We start from the raw sequence: 25676 nt of genomic DNA, 5'->3' as shown, positions 1-25676 counted from the left end.
CGACGTGTGCTACAGGCAATCGAAGCGTCACCGGCCGTGCACCGTCTGCTTCTGGTCGAGGACGACACGGAACTCGCGGACATGCTCACCGAGGTACTGGCCGACGAGGGATACCAGGTCGACGTGGCCCGGGACGGGCAGCGGGGACTGCATCTCGGACTCACCCGGACCTACGACGTGATGGTGATCGACCGGCTGCTGCCGGCGCTCGACGGGCTGAACCTGCTGACCCGGTTGCGCTCCCGCGCGATCGGTGCCCGCGCGTTGCTGCTCACCGCCCTCGGCACCGTCGACGACCGGGTCGCCGGCCTGGACGCGGGCGCCGACGACTACCTGATCAAGCCGTTCGACCTGGACGAGTTGAGCGCCAGGATCAGAGCCCTCTGCAGACGTACCTCGGACGGCGCCGAGGCGCTGCCGATCGGTGCCGGCCGGCTCGACCTCGGCCTGCGCGACGTGGTGCTCCCGGACGGCTCCCGGGTGGCACTCTCCGCCCGGGAGTTCGAGCTGCTCCGCGTGCTCGCCGTACGCCCGCGGGCGGTGCATTCCCGGGCCGAGCTGCGCCGGCGGGTCTTCGACGCGGCCGCCGCGTCGTCCATCGTGGACACATACGTGTACTACCTGCGCCGCAAGCTCGGCCGGGCGGCGGTCCGTACCGTGCACGGCCTCGGCTACCGGCTCGGTGAACTGTGAGGTCGGCGCGCGAGGTGCCGACGTCGGCGGGAGTCTCCTGGATGGCGGCCGAGCGTGTCGTGGTCGCCCGGGCCCGCCGCCGGGTCGGCCTGCTGGTCGGGCTCGCGGTGACCGTCCTGGTCTCGGTGGTCGGCGGCCTCTCCTACGGCATGCTGGTACGCGGCCAGGAGCGCCAGATCACCCGGGAACTCGCCTACACGGCCGGCCGTGGCGACCCGTCCGGTCCACCCGGCTGCACCTGGCTCTTCCTGCTCCACGACGGCCAGATCACCGGCGGTGCCGTGCCGTCGCCGGCCGGATTCCCGCTGGCGGGGGCGATGACCGCCACAGCAGCCACCGGCGTCCCGACGGAGACCACGATCGAGCGCGACGGCACCGTCTACTTCGTCCTCACCCAGACCCGTGGCGAGGACGTGGTGCAGGCCATCTTCGATGCCCGGTACCAGCTCGCCGACCGCCGCCACCTGCTGCTCGCCCTCGCCGTCGCGGAACTGCTCGGGCTGATCGCCGCCGTCGCCAGCGGATCGGTGGTGGGCCGGCTCGCCGTCGCGCCGCTGGCCGACTCGCTCGCCCGGCAGCGCCGGTTCATCGCCGACGTCAGCCACGAACTGCGTACGCCGATCGCGCAGGTGCACACCCGGGCACAGGTGCTGGCTCGTCGGGCCGGTGCCGCCGGGTTACCCGCCGACTACCAGTCCGAGCTGAACCGCCTGATAGGGACCACCCGGCGGCTCGGCGAGGTCGTCAACGACCTGCTGCTCTCCGCCCGGCTGGCAGTCGCGCCCGGCGACCGGCCGGCCGCCGCCCCGGTGGATCTGGCCGCGCTCGCCGAGGCCGCCGTGGTCGCCGAGACCGACCGCGCCGGTGAACAGGGCGTGACGCTCACCCTCAGCCGCCCGGACGTGCCGGTCCCGGTCTCCGGGGTGGAGTCGGCACTGCGTCGCGTGATCAGTGAACTGCTGACCAACGCCCTGACGCACACGCCGGGCGGCGGGCGGATCGACGTGACCGTACGCCGGCCCGCGGCCGATGTCGCCGAGCTGATCGTCGCCGACACCGGCGACGGGTTCGACCCGGCCGATCGCATCTTCGACCGGTTCTACAGCGGGGCCGGCCCGGAGAAGCGGCACACCGGACTCGGCCTGGCGCTGCTGCGCGAGGTGGTCACCGGGCACGGTGGCACCATCGACGCCCGTAGCCACCCCGGCCGGGGCGCCCGGTTCGCCGTCCGGCTGCCGGTCAGGACGACCCCGGGACCCGCCCTGCCGCCGCTCGCCACGCCGACGACCGCCCCGGTCTCCGGCGACCCGTGACCGGCGCTCCTCCGTCTCCGGTGAACGGCGTCGTCATCTCCGGTGACCCCATGACCGGCGTACCGGGTGGCGGCGGTTCAGCCCCGCGGTCGCGGCGGGCGCACTACCGTGGGGGCATGGACCCATCCGCCATCTGGCGGGACAAGAACCAGCGGTGGCGGATCGAGGCGATCCACGCTCCCGACCTGCGGTTCGCCATCTATGCGACCAACGGCACCACCGAATCCGCCCCGCTGTGGCTCTACGGGATGCCGGCGCTGGCCCGGTGGCTGATGATCCAGAACATCGAACTCGGCGACCTGGTGGCGGAGGAGCTCTGACCCGCCCTTCCGACCGCCCGTAGTTTTTCTTCTTGACCAACCGTTGTGGCGTAGGTAACTTCCGAGAGGGCTTCCGCCCGCAGCCCGCCCCGCCCCGCCCCCGGGAGGCCGCCGTGCACCGCAGAGCATTCCTTGCCAGCACCGCCGCCGCCAGCGCCCTGGGCGCCACGGTCGGCACCCTCGGCGCGGCTTCCGCCTCCGCCGCCCCGGACGACGGCGCTGGCAACGGAGGGCACGGGCACGGCGGCGGGCCCGGCCGGCGGGTGCGTACCGGACTCGACGTGCTGGTCGACTCCAGGTTCGCCGCCCTCGCCGGGCAAACGGTCGGGGTGTTGTCCAACCCGACCGGGGTGGACGCCCGCTACCGGCACCTGGTCGACCTGATGCACGGCTCCGGGCGGGTCCGGCTCACCGCCGCGTTCGGGCCGGAGCACGGCTTCCGGGGTTCCGCACAGGCCGGTGGCAGCGAGGGGACCGGGATCGACGCCCGCACCGGGATCACCGTCTACGACGCGTACGGCGCGTCGCAGGCGACGTGGGGCGAACTGATCACCGAGGCCGGCGTCGACACCGTCGTCTTCGACATCCAGGACGTCGGCGCCCGCTTCTACACCTACATCTGGACCCTCTACGACTCCATGGTCGCGGCGGCCCGGCTCGGGCGCCGGTACGTCGTCCTCGACCGTCCCAACCCGATCGGTGGGCGGGCGTACGGGCCGATGATGACCACCCCGTTCACCTCCGGCGTCGGCAAGAAGGAGATCGTGCAACAGCACGGCATGACGGTCGGCGAACTGGCCCGGTTCTACAACGGGGAGTTCCTGCCGGCCGAGGCGGGCCGCCCGGTGGAGCTGGAGGTGATCAGGTGCCGGGGCTGGCGGCGCGGTGACTTCGCCGCCGACACCGGGGTGCCGTGGGTGCTGCCCAGCCCCAACATGCCGACCCCGGACACCGCGCTGGTCTATCCGGGCACCTGCATGTTCGAGGGGGTGGCCTCGATGACCGAGGGGCGCGGCACCACCCGGCCGTTCGAGCTGGTCGGTGGTTTGGCCACCGACTTCGACTACCACCTGGTGGACCGGCTCGCCGCCCGGGACCTGCCCGGGGTCGAGTTCCGGGAGGCGTCTCGCCGACCGCGGCGGGTCAGAAGCCGGACCTGCTCAACAAGCTCTGCGCCGGAGTGGAGGTGAAGGTCGTCGACGCGCCCCGGTTCGATCCGGTGCGCACCGGGGTGGCGATGCTGGTCGAGGCCCGGAAATATCCGGCGTTCGCCTGGCGGGCCGACAGCTGGGACGCGGCCCGGCCGTACTGGATCGACAAGCTCACCGGTTCCACCCGCCTGCGGACGATGATCGACGCCGGCGCGGAGGTGTCCGACGTGGTCGGGGCCTGGTCGGCGGAGCTGGCGGAGTTCGACCGCCGCCGGCGGCCGTACCTGCTCTACTGAAAGTCATCCACCGCCGAGACGGTCCCGCCCTGCTGGCGGGCGAGGGCGGCGTCGCCGCCGCACGTCCGTCCTCACAGGCCGGCACAGGGCTCGGTGCCCACGACACAGCTCGTCGGCCGTTTCTGGGTGAGGGTGGTGTCGCGCTCCACGTCGAACCGGATGGTCGCCGACCGGTTGGCCGCGAGCGGAGCGCCGGTGAAGGTGACCTCCTGACCCTCCTGCCGGTAGCCCTCCGCGCCGCTGGCGTCGGCGACCTGGGCGCTGCCGGAGAGCGTGACCACCACCGTCCACCCCGTCGCGGCCGCGGTGCCCTCGTTGGTCACCACCACCTCGCCCTGATAGCCGAGGAGCCGGCTGCTGACGGTGCTGTATCGGGCGGTGAGCCTCGGCTGGCCGGTCTTCGGCGGGTTGGCCCCGGCGGCGGTGGTGGACGTGCGCCGGGCGGGCGTGCTGGGCCGGGCCGGCCGGCCCGGTTGGCTGGCGGTGGGCCCGGCCTCCGGGGTCGGGCCGGTCGGCGCGGCCGTGCCCGGCGGCGTGCCCGGCGTGGTGCTGGTGAGGGGGGCCGGCGCGCCGGAGGGCACGCCGCCGCTGCGGCCGCCGGCCAGGCCGGCGACCACGACTCCGGCGCCGAGGGCCAGGGCCAGCACGGCCAGCGCGGCGACGAGCCGGCGTCGGGAGCGCCGGCCCGATCCCGGGCGACCGGCCGCAACGGCGCCGAGGACCGCGGTCTCGGCGGGCAGGTCCACCTCCCGGAACGCCAGCCAGTCGAGTACGGCGGGCAGCCGGCTCTCCAGCAGCCGCCGGTGGCATTCCGCCCGCCCGTCCGGATCGTCCGGCAGCCAGGGCTCGGTGTCGCCGGACTGCACCACGGTCAGCCGGCACCCCTCCGCGGTGGGCACAAGCTCACACTCCAGCCGGGTCGACCGGCCCTCCTCCGGCCATCGGAGCACCATCCGATGTGGCGGGTCGAGCTCGACCAGCTCGATGACGATCAGCTCGGGCAGTTCCGCCAGGTCCACCGGACGCAGCTCGAACCGACTGATCGACGAGGGGCGGGGTTCGACCGAGGCGAACCACTTCGGCAGCAGCTCGCGGTCGGTGAGGGCCCGCCAGACCCGCTCCGGGGGGTGGCGCAGCTCGACGGCGGTCCGGATTTCGGTCACGGCGGAACTGTACGACCATCCGCCGCGGCGCACGCTCCGGCCCCGGCACGAAGCCGCAGGCCAGAAACCCCCGGAGGAAGCTTGTCGGCCAAATGTCAGAATCACATCCTATATACGGATTAGCCTGTTAAACGTGAAGAACAAGGGACTGCGGACCCTGCTCTCGGTCGGCGCGGCACTCGCCGTCATCTACTTCGGCAGCACCGGGCAGGAGGGAGACGGCGTCACCAACACCGTCCTGCTGCTGGCGGTCGCCGCCGGCCTGACCGTCTGGTACCTGACCAGACCCACCTCGGGCAAGCCGGTGAGCTGACCGTCACCGGGCTGCCGCCGCGCGGTTGAGCTCGGTGATCGACTGCTGCCCGAGCGAGACCCGGACCAGTGCGGAGACCAGGCGTGGGAAGTCGGCGGGGCCGGCCAGGCTGGCCAGCTTCTCCGGGGTGGACGGCAGGTCGAGCCGCCTGGCGGCGTCGGCCACCTTGCGGTCGGCGTAGGGGCGCAGCTCCGGCCAGGCCACCTGGACCTCCCGGAGGAAGATGTCCGCGCCGGTCGGTCCGACACCGGGAAAGCGGGTCAGTTCCCGGCGCAGCGCCGAGGGGTCGTTGCCGGCCTCCCGGTGCAACCGGCGCAGGTCGCCGTTCCACCGTTCCAGGCAGAGCCGTGCAGCATTGCCCAGCATCGTCGCGGTCCGTTCGTCGTAGCGCCGGTAGTGTCCCCGCCCCAGCGCGTCGACCAGGTCCTGCCAGCTCCGCGACGCCGTGCCCTGGGGAGTACGGCAGCCGGCGGCGAAGAGTTCCCGGGCGGCGGCCACCGCCACCCCGGCCCGGATCCGGGCGCTGAGCAGGGTGGTGAGGACCAGCAACTGGTAGAGCGGCCCGGGCTTGTCGGCCAGCCGGATGCCCGCCTCGTCGGCGTACGTCCGGCCCTGCCGGTCCAGCAACACCCGGGCCAGTGCACGGTCACGCTCCATCCCCCCGCCTTACCCGGTCGCCCGGCCAGGTATCCGGGCTCGGGCGGAATGGCGCTACCCGCACGGGGTACGCCGATGGGGTGCCCGGGCGTGTGTGGCGCGTCCGGCGAAGCGGACGGTCGCGGACCCCCGGGGCACGCGGCCGGCCGGCGGAGCACCGCCGGCCGGCGCCCATATCGCCCACGACGAACGGAAGGGACGGTCATGCCGAACGTGCAGCAGCCGGAGATGCGCCGCAACGAGAACAACCCGCTGGTACAGGACGCCAAGGGCCCGCGCCCGGGCGACCCGACCGGAAACCGGGGCGGTGGTGGCCGGCCGGTCCCGCCCGACCAGGTCTCCCCGTACGGTCCGTCGGCCCGCCCGGTCGCCGAGGATCCCGACGCCAGGGAAGCCGGCCGGAGCGAGGCGCGCCCGGTGGAGTGAGCGACCGGTGGCCAGGTGAGCCCGTGACCCTGGTGTGTGAGCCGGCGAACTCAGTGGCGGCGACGGACCCGCTGCAGGTGTCCGAGCGTCTCCACGGCCGCCAGCCCGTAGGCGAGGTGCGGCACGATGTCGGAGAGCCAGTCCTTCGGGCTCCACCGGCGCGGGTCGGTGACGCCCAGTGCGGTCATCGCGCCGTCGGAGGCGAGCATCGCGCCGGCGCCGAAGAGCCCGGCCGCCACCGGCTTCGGAAGGTGGCGTAGCCCGACCAGGGTGAGCGCGGCACCGGAGAGTACGCCCGTTGCGTAGCCGAGCAGGGGCCCGAGGCCCGAGCGGCGGTTCGCCGCGCGGTCCTCGGGCCCCAGACCGATGTGCAGCTTCTCCACCAGCGCCTGGGCGCTCTGCTCCGGGCTACCACTGGCTGGCCTGGCCCTCAGCGTGATGTCCAGGTAGGTGACGACGTTCAGCGCGACGCTGCCGACCGCGCCGGCGATCAGCCCGTCGACCGCCCCGCCGAGCCGCCCGTCACGTCGTACCCGGCCGATTCGTGACCCGTCGAGTAGGCCCGCGACCCCGGTCATTTCGGCTCTCCGGGGCCCCGTTCGCCCTTCGGGCCCAGCCCGCGTTCGCCCCGGACGAAACCGGGCCGGTCGCGCTCGTCCTGCAGGTACCGGTTGGCGGCGTCACCGGCCTTGTCGTCGTTGGCGCGGCGGCCCGAGTTGTCGATGCGTTTGCGCAGCCGCGCGCGTTCCACGTCGTACGCGTTGCTGCCCGGCCGTGGTCCTGGCATGGCGCTGTCTCCCGTCGTGTCGGCACCCGTCCCCGCCGGTCTACCCGCCCGGGTCCGGGCCATTCGCGGGCATGACGGCCCGAACCGGCGCCGGCAGCCGCGTAACCTCGCAGTGCGAGGGTGCGTACGCGCCCGACGAGTTATCGCGCGTCCGGCGGTCTCGGAACAGAGGGGGCCGGGGGGCGGTCGGCACGAGTGATCGGACATATGGGACGATCGGTGGATGACGCCGGGCCGTCGGCAACGGGCCGCCGATCACCGCGAACGGGTCGTTGCCGGCCGACGGGCAGGGCGGGACGGGTACGGGTGAAGCGGCCATGCGTGACGTGCTGGACGAGTTGGACCGGTGGTGGCGGGCCGGCGAACCGGTCGGGGTGGCGACCGTGGTCGCCACCTGGCACTCGGCGCCCCGGCAGGCCGGGGCCACCATGCTGGTCGGCCCGGACGGTGCGGCGGTGGGCAGCGTCTCGGGCGGCTGCGTCGAGGGCGCGGTCTACGATCTGGCCCGGCAGGTCACCACGAGCGGGGAGCCGGCACTGCAGCGGTACGGCGTCTCCGACGACGACGCGTTCGCGGTCGGTCTGACCTGCGGCGGCGTACTCGACGTCTACGTCGAGCGGATCGACCCGGCGGGGTTCGGCGAGTTCGCCGAGGTGGCGGCCTCGATCCGGGCCGGTGCGCCGGTGGCGGTGGTGACCTGCGTGTCTGCCGGGGAGCCGGACCCGGCCGGCCGGACCGGTCGCCGCCTGATCGTCTGGCCGGACCGCACGGCGGGCAGCCTCGGCGCCGCCCGGCTGGACGCGGCGGCCGTGGACGACACCCGCGGCCTGCTCGCCGCCGGCCGCACCGGCACGCTCCGGTACGGCTACGACGGCCAGCGCCGCGGTGACGATCTGCTGCTGTTCGTCGCCACGTACGCCGCGCCGCCCCGCATGATCGTGTTCGGGGCGATCGACTTCGCCGCGGCGCTGGCCCGGGTCGGCTCCTTCCTCGGCTACCGGGTGACGGTCTGCGACGCCCGGCCGGTCTTCGCCACCCCGCGTCGGTTGCCGGACGCGCACGAGGTCGTGGTGGACTGGCCGCACCGCTATCTGCGGGCCGAGGCGGAGGCGGGACGCGTGGACGGGCGGACCGTGGTCTGCGTCCTGACCCACGATCCCAAGTTCGACGTGCCGGTGCTGGAGGTGGCACTGCGGCTGCCGCTCGGTTATGTCGGTGCGATGGGCTCGCGGCGTACCACCGAGGACCGGTTCACGCGGCTGCGCTCGGCCGGCCTCACCGACGAGGAGCTCAGCCGGCTCGCCGCCCCGCTCGGGCTCGACCTGGGGGCGCGGACCCCCGAGGAGACCGCGGTGAGCATTGCCGCGGAGATCGTCGCGGGTCGCTGGGGTGGCAGCGGCGTCCCGCTCTCGACGGCGGCCGGCCGGATCCACCACGAGGTCGCGGAGTCGGGCGAGGCGGCCGCCACCGGCTGAGCCCGGCGCGGCTCCGTGGCCTCCATCTCGCGCAACCAGAACGGGATCTAGCGGTGGACGCCGATCCTCTGGTAAGAATTCCTTCAATCTGGATCGCCGTCATCAAAGAAACCTTCAACCCCCGCTTTCCCTGGAGGTCCACCGTGACCGGCAACCCCCTCTCCCGCCGTGACCTGGTACGCGGCGCCGTCTTCCTCGGCGTCGGCGCCGCGACCGGCGGCCTGTCGCTCGCCGGCCCGCCGCCGGCCCTGGCCGCGCCGGACGACGCCGCGCTCGCCGTGCCCGTCCCCACCATCGCCAGCTGCGCCACCTGGGGAGCACGTGCCCCGGGATCGCTCAGCGTGATCTCCTCCTCGCCCGACAAGATCGTGATCCACCACACCGCCGGTGCGAACAGCACGAACTACACCCAGGCGCACGCCTTCGCGATGGCCCGCAGCATCCAGAACTTCCACATGGACGGAAACGGCTGGTCCGACTCGGGCCAGCACTTCACCATCAGCCGGGGCGGCTACGTCATGGAGGGCCGGCACAACAGCCTGTCCCGGCTGCGCGCCGGCAGCGGCATGGTGGTCGGCGCGCACTGTCCCGGCCAGAACGACAAGGGCATCGGGATCGAGAACGAGGGCACCTACACCAGCGCCACCCCACCGGCCGCACTCTGGGACAGCCTGGTGCAGTTCTGCGCGTACATCTGCGACCAGTACGGCATCGCCGCCTCCCGCATCTACGGGCACCGGGACTACGTCGCCACCGCCTGCCCGGGCAACGTGCTCTACGGCATGCTTCCGCAACTGCGCGCCGACGTGGCCGACGCGCTCACCGGTGGCGGCACCCCGCCTCCTACCTTCAGCGCCATCGTCGACAACACCACCAGCGGTCGCTTCACCGCCAGCGCCAACTGGCTCACCTCGTCGTACTCGACGGAGCGCTACGGCGCCGACTACCGGTACGCCAACCCGGCCGCGATCAGCGACGTGGCCTACTACCAGGTGGCCATCCCGGCGGAGGGGAGCTACCGGATCGACGCCTGGTATCCGGGCATCGCCGGTTACAACACCGCCACCCCTTACATCGTGGTGGCCAAGGGCGGCAACCAGACCGTGGTGGTGGACCAGAGCACCGGCGGGGGCGCGTGGCGGACACTGGGCACCTTCACGCTGACCGCCGGCGACAAGAACGTCGTCGGGGTGAGTCGGTGGAGCGGGGCCAGCGGATACGTGATCGCCGACGCGATCCGGGTCACCCGGGTCTGACCGGACCGCCGTCACCCGCGGGCACGCATCATCGGTGTGCCGGCGGGTAACGGCGGTCCGGAGGTCTGTCACGGGGGGTGGGGGAGTGCGGTACGACGAGTTCGTCGCCAAGGTGCGGGAGCGCGGCGAGTACGCCGACCCGGCGGAGGCGGAGCGGGTGACCCACCTGGTGCTCGGCATCCTGGCGCAGCGGCTGCATCCGGACGAGGCCGAGGACCTCGCCGCCCAGCTGCCGGGACCGCTGGCCGCGACGCTGATCTCGGCCGGGCAGGGCGCCGCGGGCTCCTTCGGGGCACGGGAGTTCCTCGGTCGGGTCGCCACCGGGGCGGGGGCGACGGCGCGTACCGCCGAGTGGGACGCCAGCGCGGTGCTCTGCACCGTGGCCGAGGCGGTCTCCGGCGGTGAACTCAACGACGTGCTGACCCAGTTGCCCTCCGGCTACGCCCCGCTGTTCGGCCGGGCCGGCCTGAGCGGCTGAGCCGCTGCGTCCGCATCGACGTCCGCCGCTGAGCGGTGCCACCGCCGGCCCGGTCACCCACCTTCGGTCTAGCATCCTAGGATGCAGTACAGCGAGTGGCCATCACCACACATGGACCGGAAGATCCCACCGACGCGCGCCACGAAGAGCCACACGAAAAGCGAGCCCGATATAGTGGCACGGCAATTGAGCAGCCACGGGGGCCGAAAGCACCGGGACCGGGGCTGGGGCAGTCGCCGGCTGCCGTCCGGAACGACAGCTGTCTCCGGGGGAGGAGCCGGCCCGAGCGCGCATCGGTTCCCGGACCGTCCCGCGCCGTCGTGCGGGCGCCGGACCGTGGCGCGGAGGGAGGTTCGGTGTCGCGTCGGCCGGCGCGGGCGAGTGATGCCCAGCCAACCGGTGACGCCGCCGCCGAGCCCGTCGGCTCGCCGGGGCGGATCTTCACCGTCCCGAACCTGATCAGCTTCGTCCGGCTGCTCGGTGTGCCGCTCTTCCTCTATCTCCTCCTGGTCGCCGAGCAGGAGGTCGCGGCGGTGGTCGTGCTGGCCGTGGGGAGCCTGAGCGACTGGGTGGACGGCTTCGTGGCCCGCCGGTTGGGTCAGGTCAGTCGGTTGGGCGAGCTGCTCGACCCGGTCGCGGACCGGCTCTACATCCTGGCCACGCTGGTCGCGCTGACCGTGCGTGACGTAGTGCCGTGGCAGTTCGCCATCGCGCTGCTGGCCAGGGATGTCCTGATGACCGCGAACCTCGCGGTGCTGCGCAGCTATGGATACCGTCCGCCACCGGTGCACTATCTGGGCAAGACGGCGACATTCGTGCTGCTGGCCGCGTTTCCGGTGCTGTTGCTGGCGGCCACGGTGCCCGGGGCGTCGGCCGTGGCCGGGGCGATCGGCTGGGGGCTGGCCCTGTGGGGCCTGGGCCTCTACTGGTTGGCCGGCGGGTTGTACCTGATCCAGACGGCTCGGCTGATCCGGGCCCGGTTCGCACGGGCGGAGGTGGGATGACCGAGCAGGGCAAACGGACGTACACGCCGGATTTCCTCACCGAGCTGTTCCGGAATCCGCTCGACGCCGGATATGTCGACGCCGCGGCGCGCCGGGCGGACAGCGGCCCGGCGACCGGCTGGCGGCGTTCGGTGCCGCGGGCGGTGAGCCTGCTGACCCTGGTCGTGCTCGGCCTGCTGCTGTCGGTGGCCTATCGCCAGACGATGGCGGCGGAGCCGAGTCGCAGCAATGCCCGGGCCGGCCTGGTGGAGCAGATCAAGCAGCGGGAGGCGGAGAACGCGGCGCTGACCGCCCGGGCGGACGGGTTGCGCGCGGAGGTGGCGCGACAGCGCGACGCCGCGCTCTCCGGGAGCGCGGCGGCGAATCTGCGGAACCTGGAGGCGGCCACCGGGTTGGGTCGGGTGCGCGGTGACGGGCTGGTGGTGCGGGTCGCCGACGCGCCGGTCACGTCGGACGCGGTCACGGGCGCCGGTGGGACGAACCTGGGTCGGGTGCTCGACCGGGATCTGCAGGACATCGCGAACGCGCTGTGGAGCGCCGGGGCGGAGGCGATCGCCATCAACGGGCAGCGGTTGACGGCCATGTCGACGATCCGGGCGGCGGGTGGGGCGATCCTGGTCGACTTCAAGCCGGTGATCGGCCCGTACGAGGTGTCCGCGATCGGTCCGGGCCAGTTGGAGCGGCGGTTCCGGGACAGCGCGGCGGCCCGGCTGATGGAGAGCGTTTCCGAGGAGTACGGAACGTCGTTCGAGTTCCGTGGTGTCGACGATCTGACCCTGCCGGCCGCGACCGAGCCGCGGCTGCGCTATGCCACACCCTCGCCCCGGCCCACTGCTCCGGCGTCGTCCGGGTCGTCGGCCGGTACCGGGGGATCCCCCAGTCCGCATGGAGGCGGCCGATGATCGCTGTGCTCGCGTTGCTCGCCGGGGTGCTGCTCGGCGTCTGGCTGGATCCGACGGTTCCGTCGGCGCTCCTGCCGTATCTGCCGATCGCCGTGGTGGCGGCGCTGGATGCGGTGTTCGGCGGGGTACGGGCGAAGCTGGACGGCATCTTCGACGACAAGCAGTTCGTGATCTCGTTCATCTCGAACGTGTTGGTCGCCGGGATCATCGTCTACCTGGGTGACCAGCTCGGCGTCGGCGGGCAGTTGTCCACCGGTGTGGTGGTGGTGCTCGGCGTGCGGATCTTCGGCAACGTGGCGGCTATTCGCCGGCACCTGTTTCGGGCGTAGGTTCGTAGCGATGGCGGACGCGAACGAGGAGAAGGCGCCGGGCGGGGCGGCCGGTGGCGCACCGGTGGGGCCTGACCCGGCGTCGGCCGGGGCGGCGGAGGGCGCGGACCGCACCGGCGCCGGTGCGACGGACTCGGATGCGCCCGGACGGGCGGAGGCGCCGCCCGCGGAGCATGCCGCGGGGTCGGTGACTGACGGGCCTACGGTGCCGCTGACGGGCGACGGCGGGCCGGAGCTGGCCGACGGGCCGACCGTGCCGCTGCCGGCCGGCGAGGCGGTGGTGGACGAGGCGGTGGCGCCCGGCCGGCGGGTGTCGCCGGTCCGGCGGGCGCTGTCCCGGGTGACGGCGGCGAACGCGATGATCGCGGTGCTGCTGGCGTTGCTCGGCTTCACTCTCGTGGTGCAGGTGCGGACGAATTCCACGGACGCGTCGCTGGCCTCGGCGCGGCAGGAGGACCTGGTGCGGATCCTGTCGGACCTGGAGGCGCAGGAGGAGCGGGTCCGGCAGGACATCGCGGTGCTGGAGGAGAGTCAGCGGCAGTTGAACTCCGGTGCGGAGGGGCGGCAGGCGGCCCTGGAGGAGGCGGCCCGCCGGGCCGACGAGTTGGGGATTCTGGCGGGGACGTTGCCGGCCCGGGGACCGGGGTTGGCGGTGACCTTCGCACGGGTGACCAAGCCGGTGGCGGCGTCGCGGGTGCTGGACGCGGTGCAGGAGCTGCGCGGCGCGGGGGCGGAGGCGATGCAGATTTCCGGTGGCGACGGTGCGACGGTGCGGATCATCGCGTCGACGTACTTCCTCGACGCGGACGGTGGCATCTCGGTGGGCGGGCGCCGGCTCACCGGGCCGTACCGGATCTCGGTGATCGGTGATCCGAAGACCATGCAAACCGCGCTGAACATCCCGGGCGGGGTGGTGGCATCGGTGAGTGGGGACGGCGGTAACGTGGCGATCGAGGAGCGGGAGGTGGTCGACGTGACGGCCCTCAGCCCGCCGAAGGACCTGCAACATGCGCGTCCGGTCTCGTGACCGGGCGCGGTCGGGGCGGCGATCGGGCGTCCCGGCTCTGGCTGGTGTGACGGAGAAGGACGCGTCTGGTGATTCCTGAGGACCTGCGGTATACCGCCGAGCACGAGTGGGTGGCTGGCGACGGCAGCGGACCGGTGCGGGTGGGCATCACCCACTTCGCCCAGGACGCGCTGGGTGACATCGTGTATGTGCAGCTTCCCGACGAGGGTGCGACGGTGCAGGCCGGCGAATCGTTCGGCGAGGTCGAGTCGACCAAGAGTGTCTCGGAGATCTACGCGCCGCTGTCCGGCACGGTGGTGGCGCGCAACGAGCAGCTCGTGGACACTCCCGAGGTGATCAACAGCGACCCGTACGGTGCGGGGTGGCTGGTGGAGATCGTGCCCGGTGACGCCTCGGCGGTGGCGGGCCTGCTCTCCGCGGACGCGTATCGGGAGCTGACCGAGAGCTGATTGTGGTGACGTCGGCGCGTGGTTGTGTCCGCGCGTCTGGTTGCCCTGTATTTCGGCGCTGGCTAGGCTCGCCCAGTCGACCGAGAACCAATAGTTGCGCGTTGCGGAAATGCCTTCCCGGGCACGGGGGAGCCAGCCGCTGGGCCTCGTGGGTGCCCGGCGGCCAGACCCGTAACACCCGACGCCGACCGAACAGATCCGTGAGGTGGTCCCAATGACGCGCCCAGACGACGAGTTTCCCCCGCTCGACGTCACTTCGACGCTGAACCTCGGTTCTCTCGACGAGATGTTGGAGGGGCCCGAGACCGATGTCGTGCCGAGCCGGATGTCAGGTTCGCTGCCTCCGGGGATGGCGTTGCTGGTGGTTCGGCGTGGTCCCAATGCCGGTGCCCGGTTCCTGTTGGATCACGACGTGACAACGAGCGGTCGGCATCCCGACAGTGACATTTTCCTCGACGACGTGACGGTCTCCCGTCGGCACGCCGAGTTCCACCGGGACGGTGGCACGTTCACGGTGCGGGACGTGGGGAGCCTGAACGGGACGTACGTGAATCGGGAGCGGGTCGAGGCGGCGACGCTGAGCAACGGCGACGAGGTCCAGGTCGGCAAGTTCCGGCTGGTCTTCATCGCCGGTCCGCGTGCGGAGGAGGGGGCCGGCCGGGGGTGAGTGAGCGTGCGGCGGCGGCTGTTCCCGGGTCGGGGGCGGCCGCTCGGGGCCAGCCACTGATGAGTATCGGTGAGGTGCTGGCGCAGCTACGGGTGGAGTTTCCGGACACGACAATTTCCAAGCTGCGCTTTCTTGAGTCCGAGGGTCTGGTCGAGCCGCAACGCACGCCGGCGGGTTACCGCAAGTACAGCTGGGACGATGTGGCGCGGCTGCGGTTCGTGTTGACCGCGCAGCGGGACCAGTATCTGCCGTTGCGGGTGATCCGGGAGCAGCTCGCGGCCGCGGACCGGGACGGGCTGGCGGGGTTGGAGCGGTCGCGGCCGTCGTTGGTGGCGGTGGGGCCGGACGGCGTGGTGCCGGGACGGGACGGTGCCGGGACGGTTGGCGAGTCGTCGGATGTGCGGCTCGGTCGGGCCGAGTTGTTGTCCCGCAGCGGTCTCGGTGACTCGTTGCTGGCGGAGTTGGAGCGGATGGGGCTGGTGGTGCCCCAGCCGTCGGGCTGGTACGACGCGGACGCGCTGCTGGTCGCGGAGGCGGTGGCGGGGTTGGCGGCGTACGGGCTGGAGCCGCGGCACCTGCGTGGTTACCGGACGGCGGCGGATCGCGAGGTGGGGTTGTTCGCCCAGTTGCTGGCGCCGCTGGTGCGGCAGAACGATCCGGCGGCCCGGGCGCGGGCGGCGGAGGCGGCGCGGGAGTTGGTGGGTCTGTCGCAGCGGCTGCACGCGGCGCTGGTCCGGGTGGGGCTGCGCGGGACGGTGGGGCGCTGACCGGCGCCGGTGACTGCCGGTGGTGCCGTGCGGGTTTCTGGTCCGGCGGATTGCGGTTGGGGTTGGTGTGGCCTGGCCGCGCTCGTCGGTTGGTGTGTGTGGCCTGGTGCACTGGTCCGGCGGGAAAGATCTGCGGCGGTGGGCGTGGCGTAGTGTTCCGGGGGTAACCCGTGCGGTGCAGGCGGGTGCGGGCGGCGCGCGTGGGGCGGTGGGATCCGGGCCCGTGTACCGTGCAGGGAAGGGGCATCCCGGCCCTGGCGGCGGGTAGCATCGGCCGCCGCAGGACGGTGGTGGGGACGACGACAACGACACGGAGGCGGCGGTGCGCGAGCTGAGCGTGGTCGGGGTTCGGGTGGAGCTACCCACCAACCAGCCGATCGTCCTGCTCAGAGAGGTCGAGGGCGACCGTTATCTGCCGATCTGGATCGGGGCGGTGGAGGCTACCGCGATCGCCTACGAGCAGCAGGGGGTGAAGCCGGCGCGGCCGCTCACCCACGACCTGCTCCGGGACGTTCTGGCCGCGTTGCAGGCTCCGCTGCGGGCGGTGGAGATCGTGGAGTTGAAGGAGAACGTCTTCTACGCCGATCTGCTGATCGGCGACGGTCTGCGGGTGTCGGCGCGGCCGTCGGATTCGATCGCGTTGGCGTTGCGGGTGGGTGCGCCGATCCGCTGTGCGGAGCAGGTCCTGACCGAGGCCGGGATCATCATTCCGGACGAGCAGGAGGACGAGGTGGAGAAGTTCCGGGAGTTCCTGGAGCAGGTCCGCCCGGAGGACTTCGCCGGCTGACCGTCACCGGGCCTCTTCTGCTGCACGAAACGTGACGCCGTCCGGGATAACGATCGACTCGGCCGCCGGGTAACCCTGGGGTGATCCCCGAGTGCGGCGTGTCGCGACAGATGCTGCCGGGTAACCCTCCAGCCGGGCTATAGGGTTGGGCCTGTCGAGGGGTGCACGTCCCGGAAACGACGTGTCGCCCACGGGCGGGGAGGTTGTCCGATGCATGAGCCACGGGATCCTGATCCTGGTACGCCGCTTCCCCTCGTGGCGGAGCAGGCCGGGGCGTCGGTGGAGGATGGTGCGGTCGGCTACCGGGGTGTGACGGCGTGCCACGCGGTCGGGATCAGCTACCGGCAGTTGGACTACTGGGCGCGTACCGGGCTGGTGGTGCCGAGTGTGCGGGACGCGTCGGGGTCGGGGACGCAGCGGCTCTACTCGTTCCGTGACCTGGTGGTGCTGAAGGTGGTCAAGCGGCTGCTGGACGCGGGGGTCTCGCTGCAGAACATCCGGCGGGCGATCGAGACGCTGCGGTCGCGTGGGGTGGCGGATCTGGCCGGTATCACGCTGATCTCGGACGGGACGACGGTCTACGAGTGCCGGTCGCCGGAGGAGGTCGTCGACCTGTTGCAGGGCGGGCAGGGGGTCTTCGGAATCGCCATCGGTGGGGCGTTCAAGGAGGTCCAGGGCTCGCTGTCGCATCTGCCGGCGGAACCGGCCGGTGAGCCGTCGCCGGCCGGCGAGGCGGTCGTGGTGGACGCGGGCGACGAGTTGGCGGCCCGCCGTGCCCGGCGGCGTGCGGGCTGAACGTCCGCTCGTCGGCAGGGCCCGGATCGCGGCGCCCGTCGTCATGATCTTTACCGCATAATTGGTGCCATGCCCTCTGGCTCGTCACCGCAGTCGCCTGGTTCGTCGCCGCAGTCGCCGATGCCGCCGAGGTCCGGTCGTCTGCGCCGGGCCGGTGTGCGCCGGTGGGGTTGTCGGGCCGGGGTCGGGCTCCTGGTCGGGCTGCTGCTGGTGCCGGTGGCGGTGGTCGGCAGCGGGTTCTGGGTGCGACGCTCGGCCGAGGAGCACGTCTATCCGTTGGCCGAGGTGCCGGCGGCGCCGGTCGCGCTGGTGCTCGGCGCCCAGGTGTATCCGGACGGCACTCCGTCGCCGTTTCTGGCGGCCCGGCTCAGCCTGGCCAGGGAGCTGCTGGGCGCCGGGAAGGTGCGGGCGATCCTGGTCTCCGGCGATCACGGGCGTTGGGAGTACGACGAGCCGGGTGCGATGCGCCGGTGGCTGGTGGAGCGGGGGGTGCCGGACCGGAAGGTGGTCCAGGACCACGCGGGGTTCGACACGTACGACTCGTGTTCGCGGGCGCGGCGGGTCTTCGGGGTGGATCGCGCCATTGTGGTCACCCAGAGTTTCCACATCGACCGGGCGGTGGCGGTGTGCCGACGGGTCGGTGTGGACGCGGTCGGTGTCGGGGACGAGTCGGTGCGCCGGTTCGAACGGGCCTGGCGGTGGGGCGGGTTCCGGGAGCGTTTCGCGGCGGTGAAGGCGGTCGTCGACGTGGTCAGCGGCCGGGATCCGGTCTTCCTCGGTCCGGCGGAGCCGGGAGTCCGGGAGGCGCTCCGGGACTGAGGTGTCGCTCACGGTGACCGGGGTGGCCGGGGTGGCCGGAACGGGTTCGGATGGGGATGATGGTCCGGTTCGGAACCGAGAACCCGCGGACCGGTCAGCTGTCGACAGCCGCGGAACCGTTCGGGTCCGGATGACACCGATTCGGGATGGATGACACGGTACGGCTGGGCGCGGTAGTGTCCCCACCCAGTGCCGCCCGTCGGCCGTCCGCCTGCCCACCGGGACGGCACCGCCGTTCCCACGCCCTCAGAATGCCGCGCGAATCTCCCCTCGCGCCGGAAGGAAGACCGTGACGGATCCAGAAGACAGCGCCCTGTCGTCCTCCTCGGACGGTGTCGGCACCATCGGTGACGGTGCTACGGCGCAGCCGTCGCACTACGAGCGGATCGGTGGTGCGGAGTCGGTCAAGGCGGCCGTGCGGCTGTTCTACGACCGGGTGCTCGCCGACCCCGAGCTGGCCGGCTACTTCACCGAGCTGAACATGGAGGAGCAGCGGCGGCACATGGTGCTGATGCTGACCGTGGTGCTCGGCGGGCCGAACAACTACGCCGGCCGTGGCCTGGCGGAGGCGCACCAGCCGCTGGAGATTCCGGCCGAACACTACGCCCGGGTCGGCGCGCACCTGGTCGACACGCTGGCCGGGCTCGGCGTGCCCGGCGACATCATCGACGACGTGCGGGCGACGTTGGTCTCGGTGCGCGACCAGGTGGTGTCGAGCGGCACCTCGGCGGGCGTTTGACCGTGGACGTCGCTCGTCTCAAGCAGAGCTGGCACCTGGTCGCCGGGCACGGCGACCAGGTGCCGCTCTACTTCTACTCGACTCTCTTCCTCGCCCATCCCGAGGTCCGGCAGATGTTCCCGACGAACATGGCCGGCCAGCGGGATCGGCTGGTCACCGCACTGGGCCACATCGTGTCCCATGTGGATCAGGCGGACCAGCTCGTCGGGTTCCTGCAGTCGCTCGGCGCCGACCACCGCAAGTTCGCGGTCCGGGCGGAGCACTATCCGGCGGTCGGGGAGGCGCTGTTGGCAACCCTGGCGCACTTTCTCGGCGAGCGCTGGACCGAGGAGTTGGCACAGGACTGGACCGCGGCGTACGGGCTGGTCGCGAAGGTGATGGTCGACGGTGCGGCGGCGGCGGAGAACGTCAGCCCGCCGTGGTGGGTCGGCGAGGTCGTCGCGCACGAGCCGCGGACGTTCGACATCGCGGTGCTGACGCTGCGCCCGCAGTACCTGCTGCCGTTCGAGGCGGGTCAGTCGATCGGGGTGTCGAGCCCGGCGACGCGGGCGTGGCGCTACTACTCGCCGGCGAACGCGGCCCGCACCGACGGCACGCTGGAGTTGCACGTGCGGGCGGCGCCGGGTGGTGCGGTGAGTTCCCGGCTGGTGTATGGCACGAGCGTCGGTGACCAGCTGCACCTGGCGGCCCCGGTGGGGGAGCGGTTGACGTTGCGGCGGGCCGCCGGTGGCGGTGATCTGCTGCTGCTGGCGGGCGGGACCGGCTGGGCGCCGTTGAAGGCGCTGGTCGAGCAGGTGGCGGCGTCCGGTGGGGGGCGGCGGGTCGACGTCTACGTCGGCGCCCGGTCCCGTACGGAGTTCTACGACGTCGAGGCGACCGAGAAGCTGGTGGCGTCGTATCCGTGGTTGCGGGTGACGTACGTGGTCAACGGTGACCCGGCGCGGCCCGGAGAGTTCGTCCAGGTGGTGGATCGCGCCCTCGCCGACGGCGACTGGCGCAACCGGCACGTCTTCGTCTGCGGGTCCGATCCGATGGTGTCGGGCGCCGTCAACGGGTTGACGCAGGCGGGTTATCACGCCGGGCAGCTGCACTACGAGGCGTTGGGTGGGCAGTGGTATTCGCCCGGACGGCGGACCGCCGAGGTGCAGGAGCAGAGGCCGGCAGACGGAGGTACGCAGTGAGCGCCAGCCCGATCAGCGAGTACGACCGCACCACGGCGGTGTCCGGTCCGAGTCCCCGGGTCCGGATCACCGCGGACCGGGTCCGGCGGTGGGAGTTCGGTTCGTCGTCGTTCACCCGGCGTGGTTACGACGACCGGGACGTGGACCGGTTCCGGCACCAGGTCGCCGACGAGCTGGACCTGTTGGCGACCCAGCTGGCGGACCTGCGGGCCGAGAACGAGCGGCTGCACGACCATGTGGAGCTGCACCGGCACGGGGTGTTGCCGAGTGCCAGCGGCCGGCCGCAGTTGCCGGGGGCGAAGGAGGTGAACCTGCTGTCGGCGGCGCAGCGGGAGGCGGAGCAGATCATCGCCCAGGCGCACGACTACGCCCGCCGGGTCGCCGAGTACGCCCGGGTGCAGTACGAGAACTATCTGCGGGCGGCGGCCGAGGATGCCCGCAACGAGGCGGAGCGGGCGGTGCAGGACTACCGGGCGTCGGCCGGGTCGAGTTTCGACGACACGGTCGCGACCCGGGAGGCGTTGCGGATCTTCGGCGAGATGATGATCTCGCACATGCAGGCGGCGGCACGGCATCTGGACGACGGCAGCGAGCATCTGGCCCGGACGATGGACCGGATCGCCCGGGAGGCGGGGGCGGGGGTGACCGCAGCGGCTGCGGGCGGCTCGACGCGGCCGGCCCTGCCGCCGCATCCGGAGCATCAGCGCCAGAGGTGAGCCGCCGGCCACACCGGCCGGCGGCTGATCACCACCTGGGGGTGGTGGTCGGCCGCCGGCGGTCAACGGTCAGCGACCGGCCAGGTGGCCGTCGATCTCGGCGAGTTCGGTGTCGGTGAGGACGAGGTTGTCCAGCGCGGCCACGTTCGTCTCCAGCTGGGCGACGCTGCTCGCGCCGATGATCAGGCTGGTCATCCGGGTGTCCCGCAGCGCCCAGGCGAGGGCGAGTTGGGCGAGGGACTGGCCGCGCCGTCCGGCGAGGGCGTGCAGGGCCCGTACGGTGGTCATGGTCGACTCGTTCAGGGCGCTCTCGTCGAGGAAGACGCTGGTGCGTACCCGGGAGTCGGCGGGGATGCCGTCGAGGTAGCGGTCGGTGAGCAGGCCCTGGGCGAGCGGGCTGTAGGCGATGCAGCCGGCGCCGACCTGTTCCAGGGTGTCGAGCAGCCCGTCCGGCTCGATCCAGCGGTTGAACATCGAGTACGACGGCTGGGAGATCAGCATCGGGGTGCCGAGCCGCTCCAGGATCGCCGCCGCCTGCCGGGTCTGCTCCGAGGTGTAGTTCGACAGCCCGACGTAGAGGGCCTTGCCGGTCCGGACGACCGCGTCCAGCGCCGCCATCGTCTCCTCCAGTGGCGTGTCCGGGTCGGGCCGGTGGTGGTAGAAGATGTCGACGTAGTCGAGGCCCATCCGGCGCAGCGACTGGTCGAGGGAGGAGACCAGGTACTTCCGGGAGCCCCATTCGCCGTACGGGCCGGGCCACATGTAGTAGCCGGCCTTGGTGGAGATGACGAGTTCGTCGCGGTACGGGCCGAGGTCGGTGGCGAGGATCCGGCCGAGGTTCGCCTCGGCCGAGCCGGGCGGCGGCCCGTAGTTGTTGGCCAGGTCGAAGTGGGTCACCCCGAGGTCGAACGCCCGCCGGCAGATGTCCCGCTGCGGCTGCCACGGTCGCCCGTCGCCGAAGTTCTGCCACAGGCCGAGTGAGATGGCGGGGAGCCGGAGGCCGCTGCGGCCGGCGCGCCGGTAGGTCATGGTGTCGTAGCGGTTCTCCGCGGCAAGGTAGGTCACGCTGCCACCCTATTGATCGCGGCAGGGCCGCGTCGCACCGATCCGGCACGGCGCCGGCCGTAACCTGCACAGCATGTCGATGAGGGGCCTGCGCCCGTGTGTCGGCGAGGTCCGGCGGTGCCCGTGGTGTCCACATCCGGTGTTTCGTCGATCACCTCCGGCCGGTCGGGCTGGGGTGGCGGCGGGTTCCGTGGTATCTGATCGGGTATCGGGTCGCCGAAGGCGCCGACCGACCTCGCCCGCCACCGCACCGGTGGCGCCGTCGAAAGGGACGTCATGGCATACCTGGACCACCGGCCGGTCACCCCGGCCGAGGCGCTCGACGAGCTGCTCGCCGGCAACGAGCGGTTCGTCGCCGGCACCCGGATCCATCCGCACCAGGACGCGGAGCACCGGGCGGTGGTCGCCGCCGCGCAGCGACCGTTCGCGGTCGTCTTCGGCTGCTCCGACTCCCGACTCGCCGCCGAGATCATCTTCGATCGAGGGCTCGGTGACCTGTTCGTGGTCCGCACCGCCGGACACATCGTCGGCGCGGAGGTGACCGCCAGCATCGAGTACGGGGTGGTGGTGCTCGGCGCACCGCTGGTCGTCGTCCTCGGCCACGACTCCTGCGGCGCCATCCAGGCGACCAGGGCTGTCCGGGACGGAGGCCGGCTGCCCGGCCGTAACCTGGGGGCGATCGTGGAGCGGGTCACCCCGAGCGTCGAGGCGGCGGAGGCCCGCCGGATCACCGGGGACGCCGAGGTCGCCGGGGTACATATCGGGCGTACGGTGGATCTGGTGACCCGGCCCGGGACGGCGCTTGCCGACGCGGTCGCCGGCGGCCGCTGCGACGTCGTCGGCATGTTCTACCGACTCGCGGACGGCAAGGTCACCGTCACCGCCACCGCCGCCACGGGCGGCGGAGATCACCGGCCGGGGGAGTGACCGGGCGGCCCAGCGGCCGAAACGTGCGGGAAACCCGATCACTGGTACCGTTGCCAACGCCGACATCACCCGCGAGCGAGAGACCGCCCGGCACCCGCCGGTCGGCGCCGAAGGGGCAAATCCTCCCCGGAACCTCTCAGGCAAAAGGAGCTTGCGGGCAGGCGACTGTGGAGCGCCCGCGACGCCGCGGTGCGTGACAGAGGGGGAGGTTGCAGCGTCGACCTCGCCCGGGAGTTGTCCCCATGACCACAGCGCAGTACCCCGCCCGTGACGTCGGGCGTTTCGCCGACCGGCACATCGGCCCGGACGCCGACGCCGAACGCCGGATGCTGGAGACCGTCGGCTACTCCTCGGTCGACGACCTGCTCGACGCGGCGATCCCGGAGGCGATCCGCTGGTCCGGCGGGCTCGACCTGCCGCCGGCCGGCACCGAGCCGGAGGTGATCGCCGAGCTGCGGGCGCTGGCCGCCCGGAACACCGTCGCCGTCTCCATGATCGGCCTCGGCTACTCCGGCACACACACCCCGGCGGTGATCCGCCGCAACGTGCTGGAGAACCCGGCCTGGTACACCGCCTACACCCCGTACCAGCCGGAGATCAGCCAGGGCCGCCTGGAGGCGCTGCTGAACTTCCAGACCATGGTCACCGACCTGACCGGGCTGGCCACCGCGAACGCCTCCCTGCTCGACGAGGGCACCGCCGCGGCCGAGGCGATGACCCTGGCCCGTCGCGCCGGGCGGAGCAAGAGCAGCGTGTACGTCGTCGACGCCGACACCCTGCCGCAGACCGTCGCCGTGCTGGCCACCCGGGCCGAACCGCTCGGCATCGAGGTGCGGGTGGTCGACCTGGACGCCGGGCCGCTGCCGGCGGAGTTCTTCGGACTGCACCTGCAGTACCCGGGCGCCTCCGGCGCGGTCCGCGACCACGCCCCGCTGGTCGAGGCCGCGCACGCCGCCGGTGCCCTGGTCACGGTCGCCGCCGACCTGCTCGCGCTGACCCTGCTGCGCCCACCCGGCGAGATCGGCGCCGACATCGCCGCCGGCACCACCCAGCGGTTCGGCGTGCCGATGGGCTTCGGCGGCCCGCACGCCGGCTACCTCGCCGTCCGCGCCGGCCTGGAGCGGATGCTGCCCGGCCGGCTCGTCGGGGTCTCCCGGGACGCGGCCGGCGACCCCGCCTACCGGCTGGCGCTGCAGACCCGGGAGCAGCACATCCGCCGGGAGAAGGCGACAAGCAACATCTGCACCGCCCAGGTGCTGCTCGCCGTGCTGGCCGGCATGTACGCCGTCTACCACGGCCCGGCCGGGCTGCGGGCGATCGCCGAACGGACCGCCGGCCGGGCCGCCACCCTCGCCGCCGGGCTGCGCACCGTCGACGGGGTCGAGGTCGTGCACGACGCGTTCTTCGACACCGTCCTCGCCCGGATCCCCGGCCAGGCCGCCGAGGTGGTCGCCGAGGCGGAGCGGCGCGGTGTCAACCTGCGCCCGGTCGACACCGACCGGGTCGGGATCGCCTGCGACGAGACCACCACCGAGGCGCACCTGCGGACCGTCTGGGACGCCGTCGCCGCCGTCACCGGCCGGCCGGTCACCGCCCCGGCCACCCCGGCCACTCCGGCGCTGCCGGCGGCGCTGGAACGGACCAGCGACTACCTGACCCATCCGGTCTTCTCCGCCCACCACTCCGAGACCGCGATGCTGCGCTACCTGCGTCGGCTCGCCGACGCCGACTACGCCCTCGACCGGGGCATGATCCCGCTCGGGTCGTGCACGATGAAGCTGAACGCGACCACCGAGATGGAGCCGGTCAGCTGGCCGGAGTTCGCCGACGTGCACCCCTTCGCCCCGGCCGGCCAGACCGCCGGCTACCGCGACCTCGTCGGCACCCTCGAAGGCTGGCTCGCCGAGGTCACCGGCTACGACGCCGTCAGCGTCCAGCCGAACGCCGGCTCGCAGGGCGAACTCGCCGGCCTGCTGGCGATCCGCGGCTACCACCGCGACCGGGGCGAGGCGCACCGCGACGTCTGCCTGATCCCGTCGTCGGCGCACGGCACCAACGCCGCCAGCGCGGTGATGGCCGGGATGCGGGTGGTGGTGGTCGGCTGCGACGCCGACGGCGACATCGACCTCGCCGACCTCGACCGCACGATCGAGGCGCACCGGGACACCCTCGCCGCGATCATGGTCACCTACCCGTCCACGCACGGGGTGTACGAGGGCGGCATCGCCGCGCTCTGCGCCAAGGTGCACGACGCCGGCGGCCAGGTCTACGTCGACGGCGCCAACCTCAACGCGCTGCTCGGCTACGCCAAGCCGGGCCGGTTCGGCGCCGACGTGTCACACCTGAACCTGCACAAGACGTTCTGCATCCCGCACGGCGGCGGCGGGCCCGGCGTCGGGCCGGTCGCGGTCCGGGCACACCTGGCGGCGTACCTGCCCGGCGACCCGCTGGCGGCCGAGGGGCGGCCGGCGATCTCCGCCGCCCGGTACGGCTCGGCCGGGATCCTGCCGATCCCGTGGACGTACCTGCGGCTGATGGGGCCGGACGGGCTGCGCCGGGCGACCGGGACGGCGGTACTGGCCGCCAACTACGTCGCGGCCCGGCTGCGCGGCCACTACCCGGTGCTCTACGCCGGCAACAAGGGCCTCGTCGCACACGAGTGCATCCTCGACCTGCGGCCGCTGACGAAGGCGACCGGGGTCAGCGTCGACGACGTCGCGAAGCGGCTGATCGACTACGGGTTCCACGCCCCGACGATGTCGTTCCCGGTCGCCGGCACCCTGATGGTGGAGCCGACCGAGAGCGAGGACCTCGCCGAACTCGACCGGTTCTGTGCGGCGATGATCGCGATCCGGGCCGAGATCGACCGGGTCGGGGCCGGGGAGTGGCCGAAGGGAGACAACCCGCTGGCGAACGCCCCGCACACCGCGACGATGGTCACCGGGGACGAGTGGAGCCACCCGTACCCGAGGTCGGTCGCCGGCTACCCGGCCGGGGTGGACCGGCGGGCGAAGTACTGGCCGCCGGTGCGCCGCATCGACGGCGCGTACGGGGACCGGAACCTGGTCTGCGCCTGCCCGCCCCCGGAGTCGTACGAGAACTGAGCGATCGTGTGGATCCGGGCCGGCGACGACGGCGGACCGGAGTCTGACCGGCCGGGCGCCGACGCCGGCC

At 72.7% G+C, this 25676-nt stretch carries 30 protein-coding genes and 1 riboswitch; of the genes, 25 read left to right on the top strand and 5 right to left on the bottom strand.

Going from position 1 to position 25676, the window contains the following annotated elements:
• Positions 1–36: 36 nt before the first annotated feature.
• The 5 genes from ACN28C_RS22830 to ACN28C_RS22810 all read left to right on the top strand — a co-directional run bounded on the left by ACN28C_RS22830 (position 37) and on the right by ACN28C_RS22810 (position 3773).
• Positions 37–693: a response regulator transcription factor gene (locus ACN28C_RS22830; RefSeq protein WP_422769569.1), complete on the top strand. Its 657-nt coding sequence runs from the start codon at positions 37–39 to the stop codon at positions 691–693.
• Positions 694–734: 41 nt separating this feature from the next.
• On the top strand, positions 735–2006 hold the full coding sequence (locus ACN28C_RS22825) for a sensor histidine kinase (protein ID WP_422769568.1): 1272 nt from the start codon (positions 735–737) through the stop codon (positions 2004–2006).
• 116 nt (positions 2007–2122) lie between these two features.
• Entirely contained in the window at positions 2123–2326 is a 204-nt protein-coding gene (locus ACN28C_RS22820) for a hypothetical protein (protein WP_422769567.1), read from the top strand.
• A 113-nt stretch (positions 2327–2439) separates the two neighbouring features.
• Entirely contained in the window at positions 2440–3516 is a 1077-nt protein-coding gene (locus ACN28C_RS22815) for an exo-beta-N-acetylmuramidase NamZ family protein (RefSeq protein WP_422769566.1), read from the top strand.
• A complete protein-coding gene (locus tag ACN28C_RS22810; RefSeq protein ID WP_422769565.1) occupies positions 3513–3773 on the top strand; it encodes a hypothetical protein in 261 nt (86 codons plus the stop codon). Before ACN28C_RS22815 ends, ACN28C_RS22810 begins: the two co-directional genes overlap by 4 nt.
• A gap of 71 nt (positions 3774–3844) precedes the next feature.
• Here the strand turns inward: ACN28C_RS22810 and ACN28C_RS22805 are convergent, their stop codons facing one another.
• Positions 3845–4936 carry an SRPBCC domain-containing protein gene (locus ACN28C_RS22805; protein ID WP_422769564.1) on the bottom strand — a complete coding sequence of 364 codons (1092 nt, stop codon included), beginning with the start codon at positions 4934–4936 and terminating at the stop codon, positions 3845–3847.
• 148 nt (positions 4937–5084) lie between these two features.
• Here ACN28C_RS22805 and ACN28C_RS22800 point away from each other — a divergent pair, with 148 nt between their 5' ends.
• On the top strand, positions 5085–5249 hold the full coding sequence (locus tag ACN28C_RS22800) for an amidophosphoribosyltransferase (protein WP_422774774.1): 165 nt from the start codon (positions 5085–5087) through the stop codon (positions 5247–5249).
• A gap of 3 nt (positions 5250–5252) precedes the next feature.
• Here ACN28C_RS22800 and ACN28C_RS22795 read toward each other — a convergent pair whose 3' ends face one another.
• Positions 5253–5906: a hypothetical protein gene (locus tag ACN28C_RS22795; protein ID WP_422769563.1), complete on the bottom strand. Its 654-nt coding sequence runs from the start codon at positions 5904–5906 to the stop codon at positions 5253–5255.
• Between the two features lie 204 nt (positions 5907–6110).
• On the opposite strand from ACN28C_RS22795, the gene ACN28C_RS22790 reads away from it, so the two are divergent.
• On the top strand, positions 6111–6332 hold the full coding sequence (locus ACN28C_RS22790; protein WP_422769562.1) for a hypothetical protein: 222 nt from the start codon (positions 6111–6113) through the stop codon (positions 6330–6332).
• Between the two features lie 50 nt (positions 6333–6382).
• Here ACN28C_RS22790 and ACN28C_RS22785 read toward each other — a convergent pair whose 3' ends face one another.
• Complete coding sequence (locus ACN28C_RS22785) at positions 6383–6910, bottom strand: hypothetical protein (RefSeq protein ID WP_422769561.1); 528 nt, start codon at positions 6908–6910, stop codon at positions 6383–6385.
• Positions 6907–7119, bottom strand: coding sequence for a phosphatidylethanolamine-binding protein (locus ACN28C_RS22780; protein WP_422769560.1), 213 nt, complete (start codon positions 7117–7119; stop codon positions 6907–6909). Before ACN28C_RS22780 ends, ACN28C_RS22785 begins: the two co-directional genes overlap by 4 nt.
• A gap of 317 nt (positions 7120–7436) precedes the next feature.
• Between ACN28C_RS22780 and ACN28C_RS22775 the strand changes: the two genes are divergently transcribed.
• From ACN28C_RS22775 to ACN28C_RS22700, 16 genes are all read left to right on the top strand, one after another.
• On the top strand, positions 7437–8594 hold the full coding sequence (locus ACN28C_RS22775) for an XdhC family protein (RefSeq protein ID WP_422769559.1): 1158 nt from the start codon (positions 7437–7439) through the stop codon (positions 8592–8594).
• Positions 8595–8737: 143 nt separating this feature from the next.
• A complete protein-coding gene (locus ACN28C_RS22770; protein ID WP_422769558.1) occupies positions 8738–9850 on the top strand; it encodes an N-acetylmuramoyl-L-alanine amidase in 1113 nt (370 codons plus the stop codon).
• An 85-nt stretch (positions 9851–9935) separates the two neighbouring features.
• Positions 9936–10328: a DUF2267 domain-containing protein gene (locus tag ACN28C_RS22765; protein ID WP_422769557.1), complete on the top strand. Its 393-nt coding sequence runs from the start codon at positions 9936–9938 to the stop codon at positions 10326–10328.
• A gap of 356 nt (positions 10329–10684) precedes the next feature.
• Positions 10685–11332: a CDP-alcohol phosphatidyltransferase family protein gene (locus ACN28C_RS22760; protein WP_422769556.1), complete on the top strand. Its 648-nt coding sequence runs from the start codon at positions 10685–10687 to the stop codon at positions 11330–11332.
• On the top strand, positions 11329–12234 hold the full coding sequence (locus ACN28C_RS22755; protein WP_422769555.1) for a DUF881 domain-containing protein: 906 nt from the start codon (positions 11329–11331) through the stop codon (positions 12232–12234). The genes ACN28C_RS22760 and ACN28C_RS22755 overlap by 4 nt, the downstream gene beginning before the upstream one ends.
• Positions 12231–12563, top strand: coding sequence for a small basic family protein (locus tag ACN28C_RS22750; protein WP_421492860.1), 333 nt, complete (start codon positions 12231–12233; stop codon positions 12561–12563). Before ACN28C_RS22755 ends, ACN28C_RS22750 begins: the two co-directional genes overlap by 4 nt.
• A 10-nt stretch (positions 12564–12573) precedes the next feature.
• A complete protein-coding gene (locus tag ACN28C_RS22745; protein ID WP_422769554.1) occupies positions 12574–13590 on the top strand; it encodes a DUF881 domain-containing protein in 1017 nt (338 codons plus the stop codon).
• Positions 13591–13658: 68 nt separating this feature from the next.
• Positions 13659–14039 (top strand): glycine cleavage system protein GcvH, encoded by a 381-nt coding sequence (gene gcvH, locus ACN28C_RS22740; RefSeq protein ID WP_422769553.1) that lies wholly within the window; start codon positions 13659–13661, stop codon positions 14037–14039.
• Positions 14040–14253: 214 nt separating this feature from the next.
• Entirely contained in the window at positions 14254–14706 is a 453-nt protein-coding gene (gene odhI / locus ACN28C_RS22735) for an oxoglutarate dehydrogenase inhibitor Odhl (protein ID WP_422769552.1), read from the top strand.
• Positions 14703–15473 carry a MerR family transcriptional regulator gene (locus ACN28C_RS22730; RefSeq protein ID WP_422769551.1) on the top strand — a complete coding sequence of 257 codons (771 nt, stop codon included), beginning with the start codon at positions 14703–14705 and terminating at the stop codon, positions 15471–15473. Before odhI ends, ACN28C_RS22730 begins: the two co-directional genes overlap by 4 nt.
• A gap of 322 nt (positions 15474–15795) precedes the next feature.
• Complete coding sequence (locus ACN28C_RS22725) at positions 15796–16260, top strand: bifunctional nuclease family protein (RefSeq protein WP_421492865.1); 465 nt, start codon at positions 15796–15798, stop codon at positions 16258–16260.
• A gap of 210 nt (positions 16261–16470) precedes the next feature.
• Positions 16471–17055 carry a MerR family transcriptional regulator gene (locus ACN28C_RS22720; protein WP_422769550.1) on the top strand — a complete coding sequence of 195 codons (585 nt, stop codon included), beginning with the start codon at positions 16471–16473 and terminating at the stop codon, positions 17053–17055.
• 69 nt (positions 17056–17124) lie between these two features.
• Positions 17125–17874 carry a SanA/YdcF family protein gene (locus ACN28C_RS22715; protein WP_422769549.1) on the top strand — a complete coding sequence of 250 codons (750 nt, stop codon included), beginning with the start codon at positions 17125–17127 and terminating at the stop codon, positions 17872–17874.
• A gap of 289 nt (positions 17875–18163) precedes the next feature.
• Positions 18164–18613: a group I truncated hemoglobin gene (locus ACN28C_RS22710; RefSeq protein WP_422769548.1), complete on the top strand. Its 450-nt coding sequence runs from the start codon at positions 18164–18166 to the stop codon at positions 18611–18613.
• 2 nt (positions 18614–18615) lie between these two features.
• Positions 18616–19794, top strand: coding sequence for a globin domain-containing protein (locus tag ACN28C_RS22705; protein ID WP_422769547.1), 1179 nt, complete (start codon positions 18616–18618; stop codon positions 19792–19794).
• Positions 19791–20510, top strand: a complete 720-nt coding sequence (locus ACN28C_RS22700) for a DivIVA domain-containing protein (RefSeq protein ID WP_422769546.1) — start codon at positions 19791–19793, stop codon at positions 20508–20510. Before ACN28C_RS22705 ends, ACN28C_RS22700 begins: the two co-directional genes overlap by 4 nt.
• Positions 20511–20579: 69 nt before the next feature.
• Here ACN28C_RS22700 and mgrA read toward each other — a convergent pair whose 3' ends face one another.
• Positions 20580–21575, bottom strand: coding sequence for an L-glyceraldehyde 3-phosphate reductase (gene mgrA, locus ACN28C_RS22695; RefSeq protein ID WP_422769545.1), 996 nt, complete (start codon positions 21573–21575; stop codon positions 20580–20582).
• A 276-nt stretch (positions 21576–21851) separates the two neighbouring features.
• On the opposite strand from mgrA, the gene ACN28C_RS22690 reads away from it, so the two are divergent.
• Complete coding sequence (locus tag ACN28C_RS22690) at positions 21852–22502, top strand: carbonic anhydrase (RefSeq protein WP_422769544.1); 651 nt, start codon at positions 21852–21854, stop codon at positions 22500–22502.
• A 64-nt stretch (positions 22503–22566) separates the two neighbouring features.
• A riboswitch (glycine riboswitch) is annotated at positions 22567–22664 on the top strand.
• Between the two features lie 80 nt (positions 22665–22744).
• A complete protein-coding gene (gene gcvP / locus ACN28C_RS22685) occupies positions 22745–25606 on the top strand; it encodes an aminomethyl-transferring glycine dehydrogenase (protein ID WP_422769543.1) in 2862 nt (953 codons plus the stop codon).
• Positions 25607–25676 lie beyond the last annotated feature (70 nt).

This window comes from Plantactinospora sp. WMMC1484 (assembly GCF_049315195.1).
In the GTDB taxonomy this organism is placed as follows: domain Bacteria; phylum Actinomycetota; class Actinomycetes; order Mycobacteriales; family Micromonosporaceae; genus Plantactinospora.
This window is presented reverse-complemented; position numbering and strand designations above follow the sequence as displayed.

Bases quoted from the DNA above. Each gene is read 5' to 3' on its own strand.
- ACN28C_RS22755 (WP_422769555.1), top strand. From the start codon at position 11,329: ATGACCGAGCAGGGCAAACGGACGTACACGCCGGATTTCCTCACCGAG.
- odhI (WP_422769552.1), top strand. From the start codon at position 14,254: ATGACGCGCCCAGACGACGAGTTTCCCCCGCTCGACGTCACTTCGACG.
- ACN28C_RS22780 (WP_422769560.1), bottom strand. From the start codon at position 7,119: ATGCCAGGACCACGGCCGGGCAGCAACGCGTACGACGTGGAACGCGCG.
- gcvP (WP_422769543.1), top strand. From the start codon at position 22,745: ATGACCACAGCGCAGTACCCCGCCCGTGACGTCGGGCGTTTCGCCGAC.
- ACN28C_RS22795 (WP_422769563.1), bottom strand. From the start codon at position 5,906: ATGGAGCGTGACCGTGCACTGGCCCGGGTGTTGCTGGACCGGCAGGGC.
- ACN28C_RS22690 (WP_422769544.1), top strand. From the start codon at position 21,852: ATGGCATACCTGGACCACCGGCCGGTCACCCCGGCCGAGGCGCTCGAC.
- ACN28C_RS22775 (WP_422769559.1), top strand. From the start codon at position 7,437: ATGCGTGACGTGCTGGACGAGTTGGACCGGTGGTGGCGGGCCGGCGAA.
- ACN28C_RS22720 (WP_422769550.1), top strand. From the start codon at position 16,471: ATGCATGAGCCACGGGATCCTGATCCTGGTACGCCGCTTCCCCTCGTG.
- ACN28C_RS22790 (WP_422769562.1), top strand. From the start codon at position 6,111: ATGCCGAACGTGCAGCAGCCGGAGATGCGCCGCAACGAGAACAACCCG.
- ACN28C_RS22820 (WP_422769567.1), top strand. From the start codon at position 2,123: ATGGACCCATCCGCCATCTGGCGGGACAAGAACCAGCGGTGGCGGATC.
- ACN28C_RS22715 (WP_422769549.1), top strand. From the start codon at position 17,125: ATGCCCTCTGGCTCGTCACCGCAGTCGCCTGGTTCGTCGCCGCAGTCG.
- ACN28C_RS22825 (WP_422769568.1), top strand. From the start codon at position 735: ATGGCGGCCGAGCGTGTCGTGGTCGCCCGGGCCCGCCGCCGGGTCGGC.
- ACN28C_RS22750 (WP_421492860.1), top strand. From the start codon at position 12,231: ATGATCGCTGTGCTCGCGTTGCTCGCCGGGGTGCTGCTCGGCGTCTGG.
- ACN28C_RS22785 (WP_422769561.1), bottom strand. From the start codon at position 6,910: ATGACCGGGGTCGCGGGCCTACTCGACGGGTCACGAATCGGCCGGGTA.
- ACN28C_RS22745 (WP_422769554.1), top strand. From the start codon at position 12,574: ATGGCGGACGCGAACGAGGAGAAGGCGCCGGGCGGGGCGGCCGGTGGC.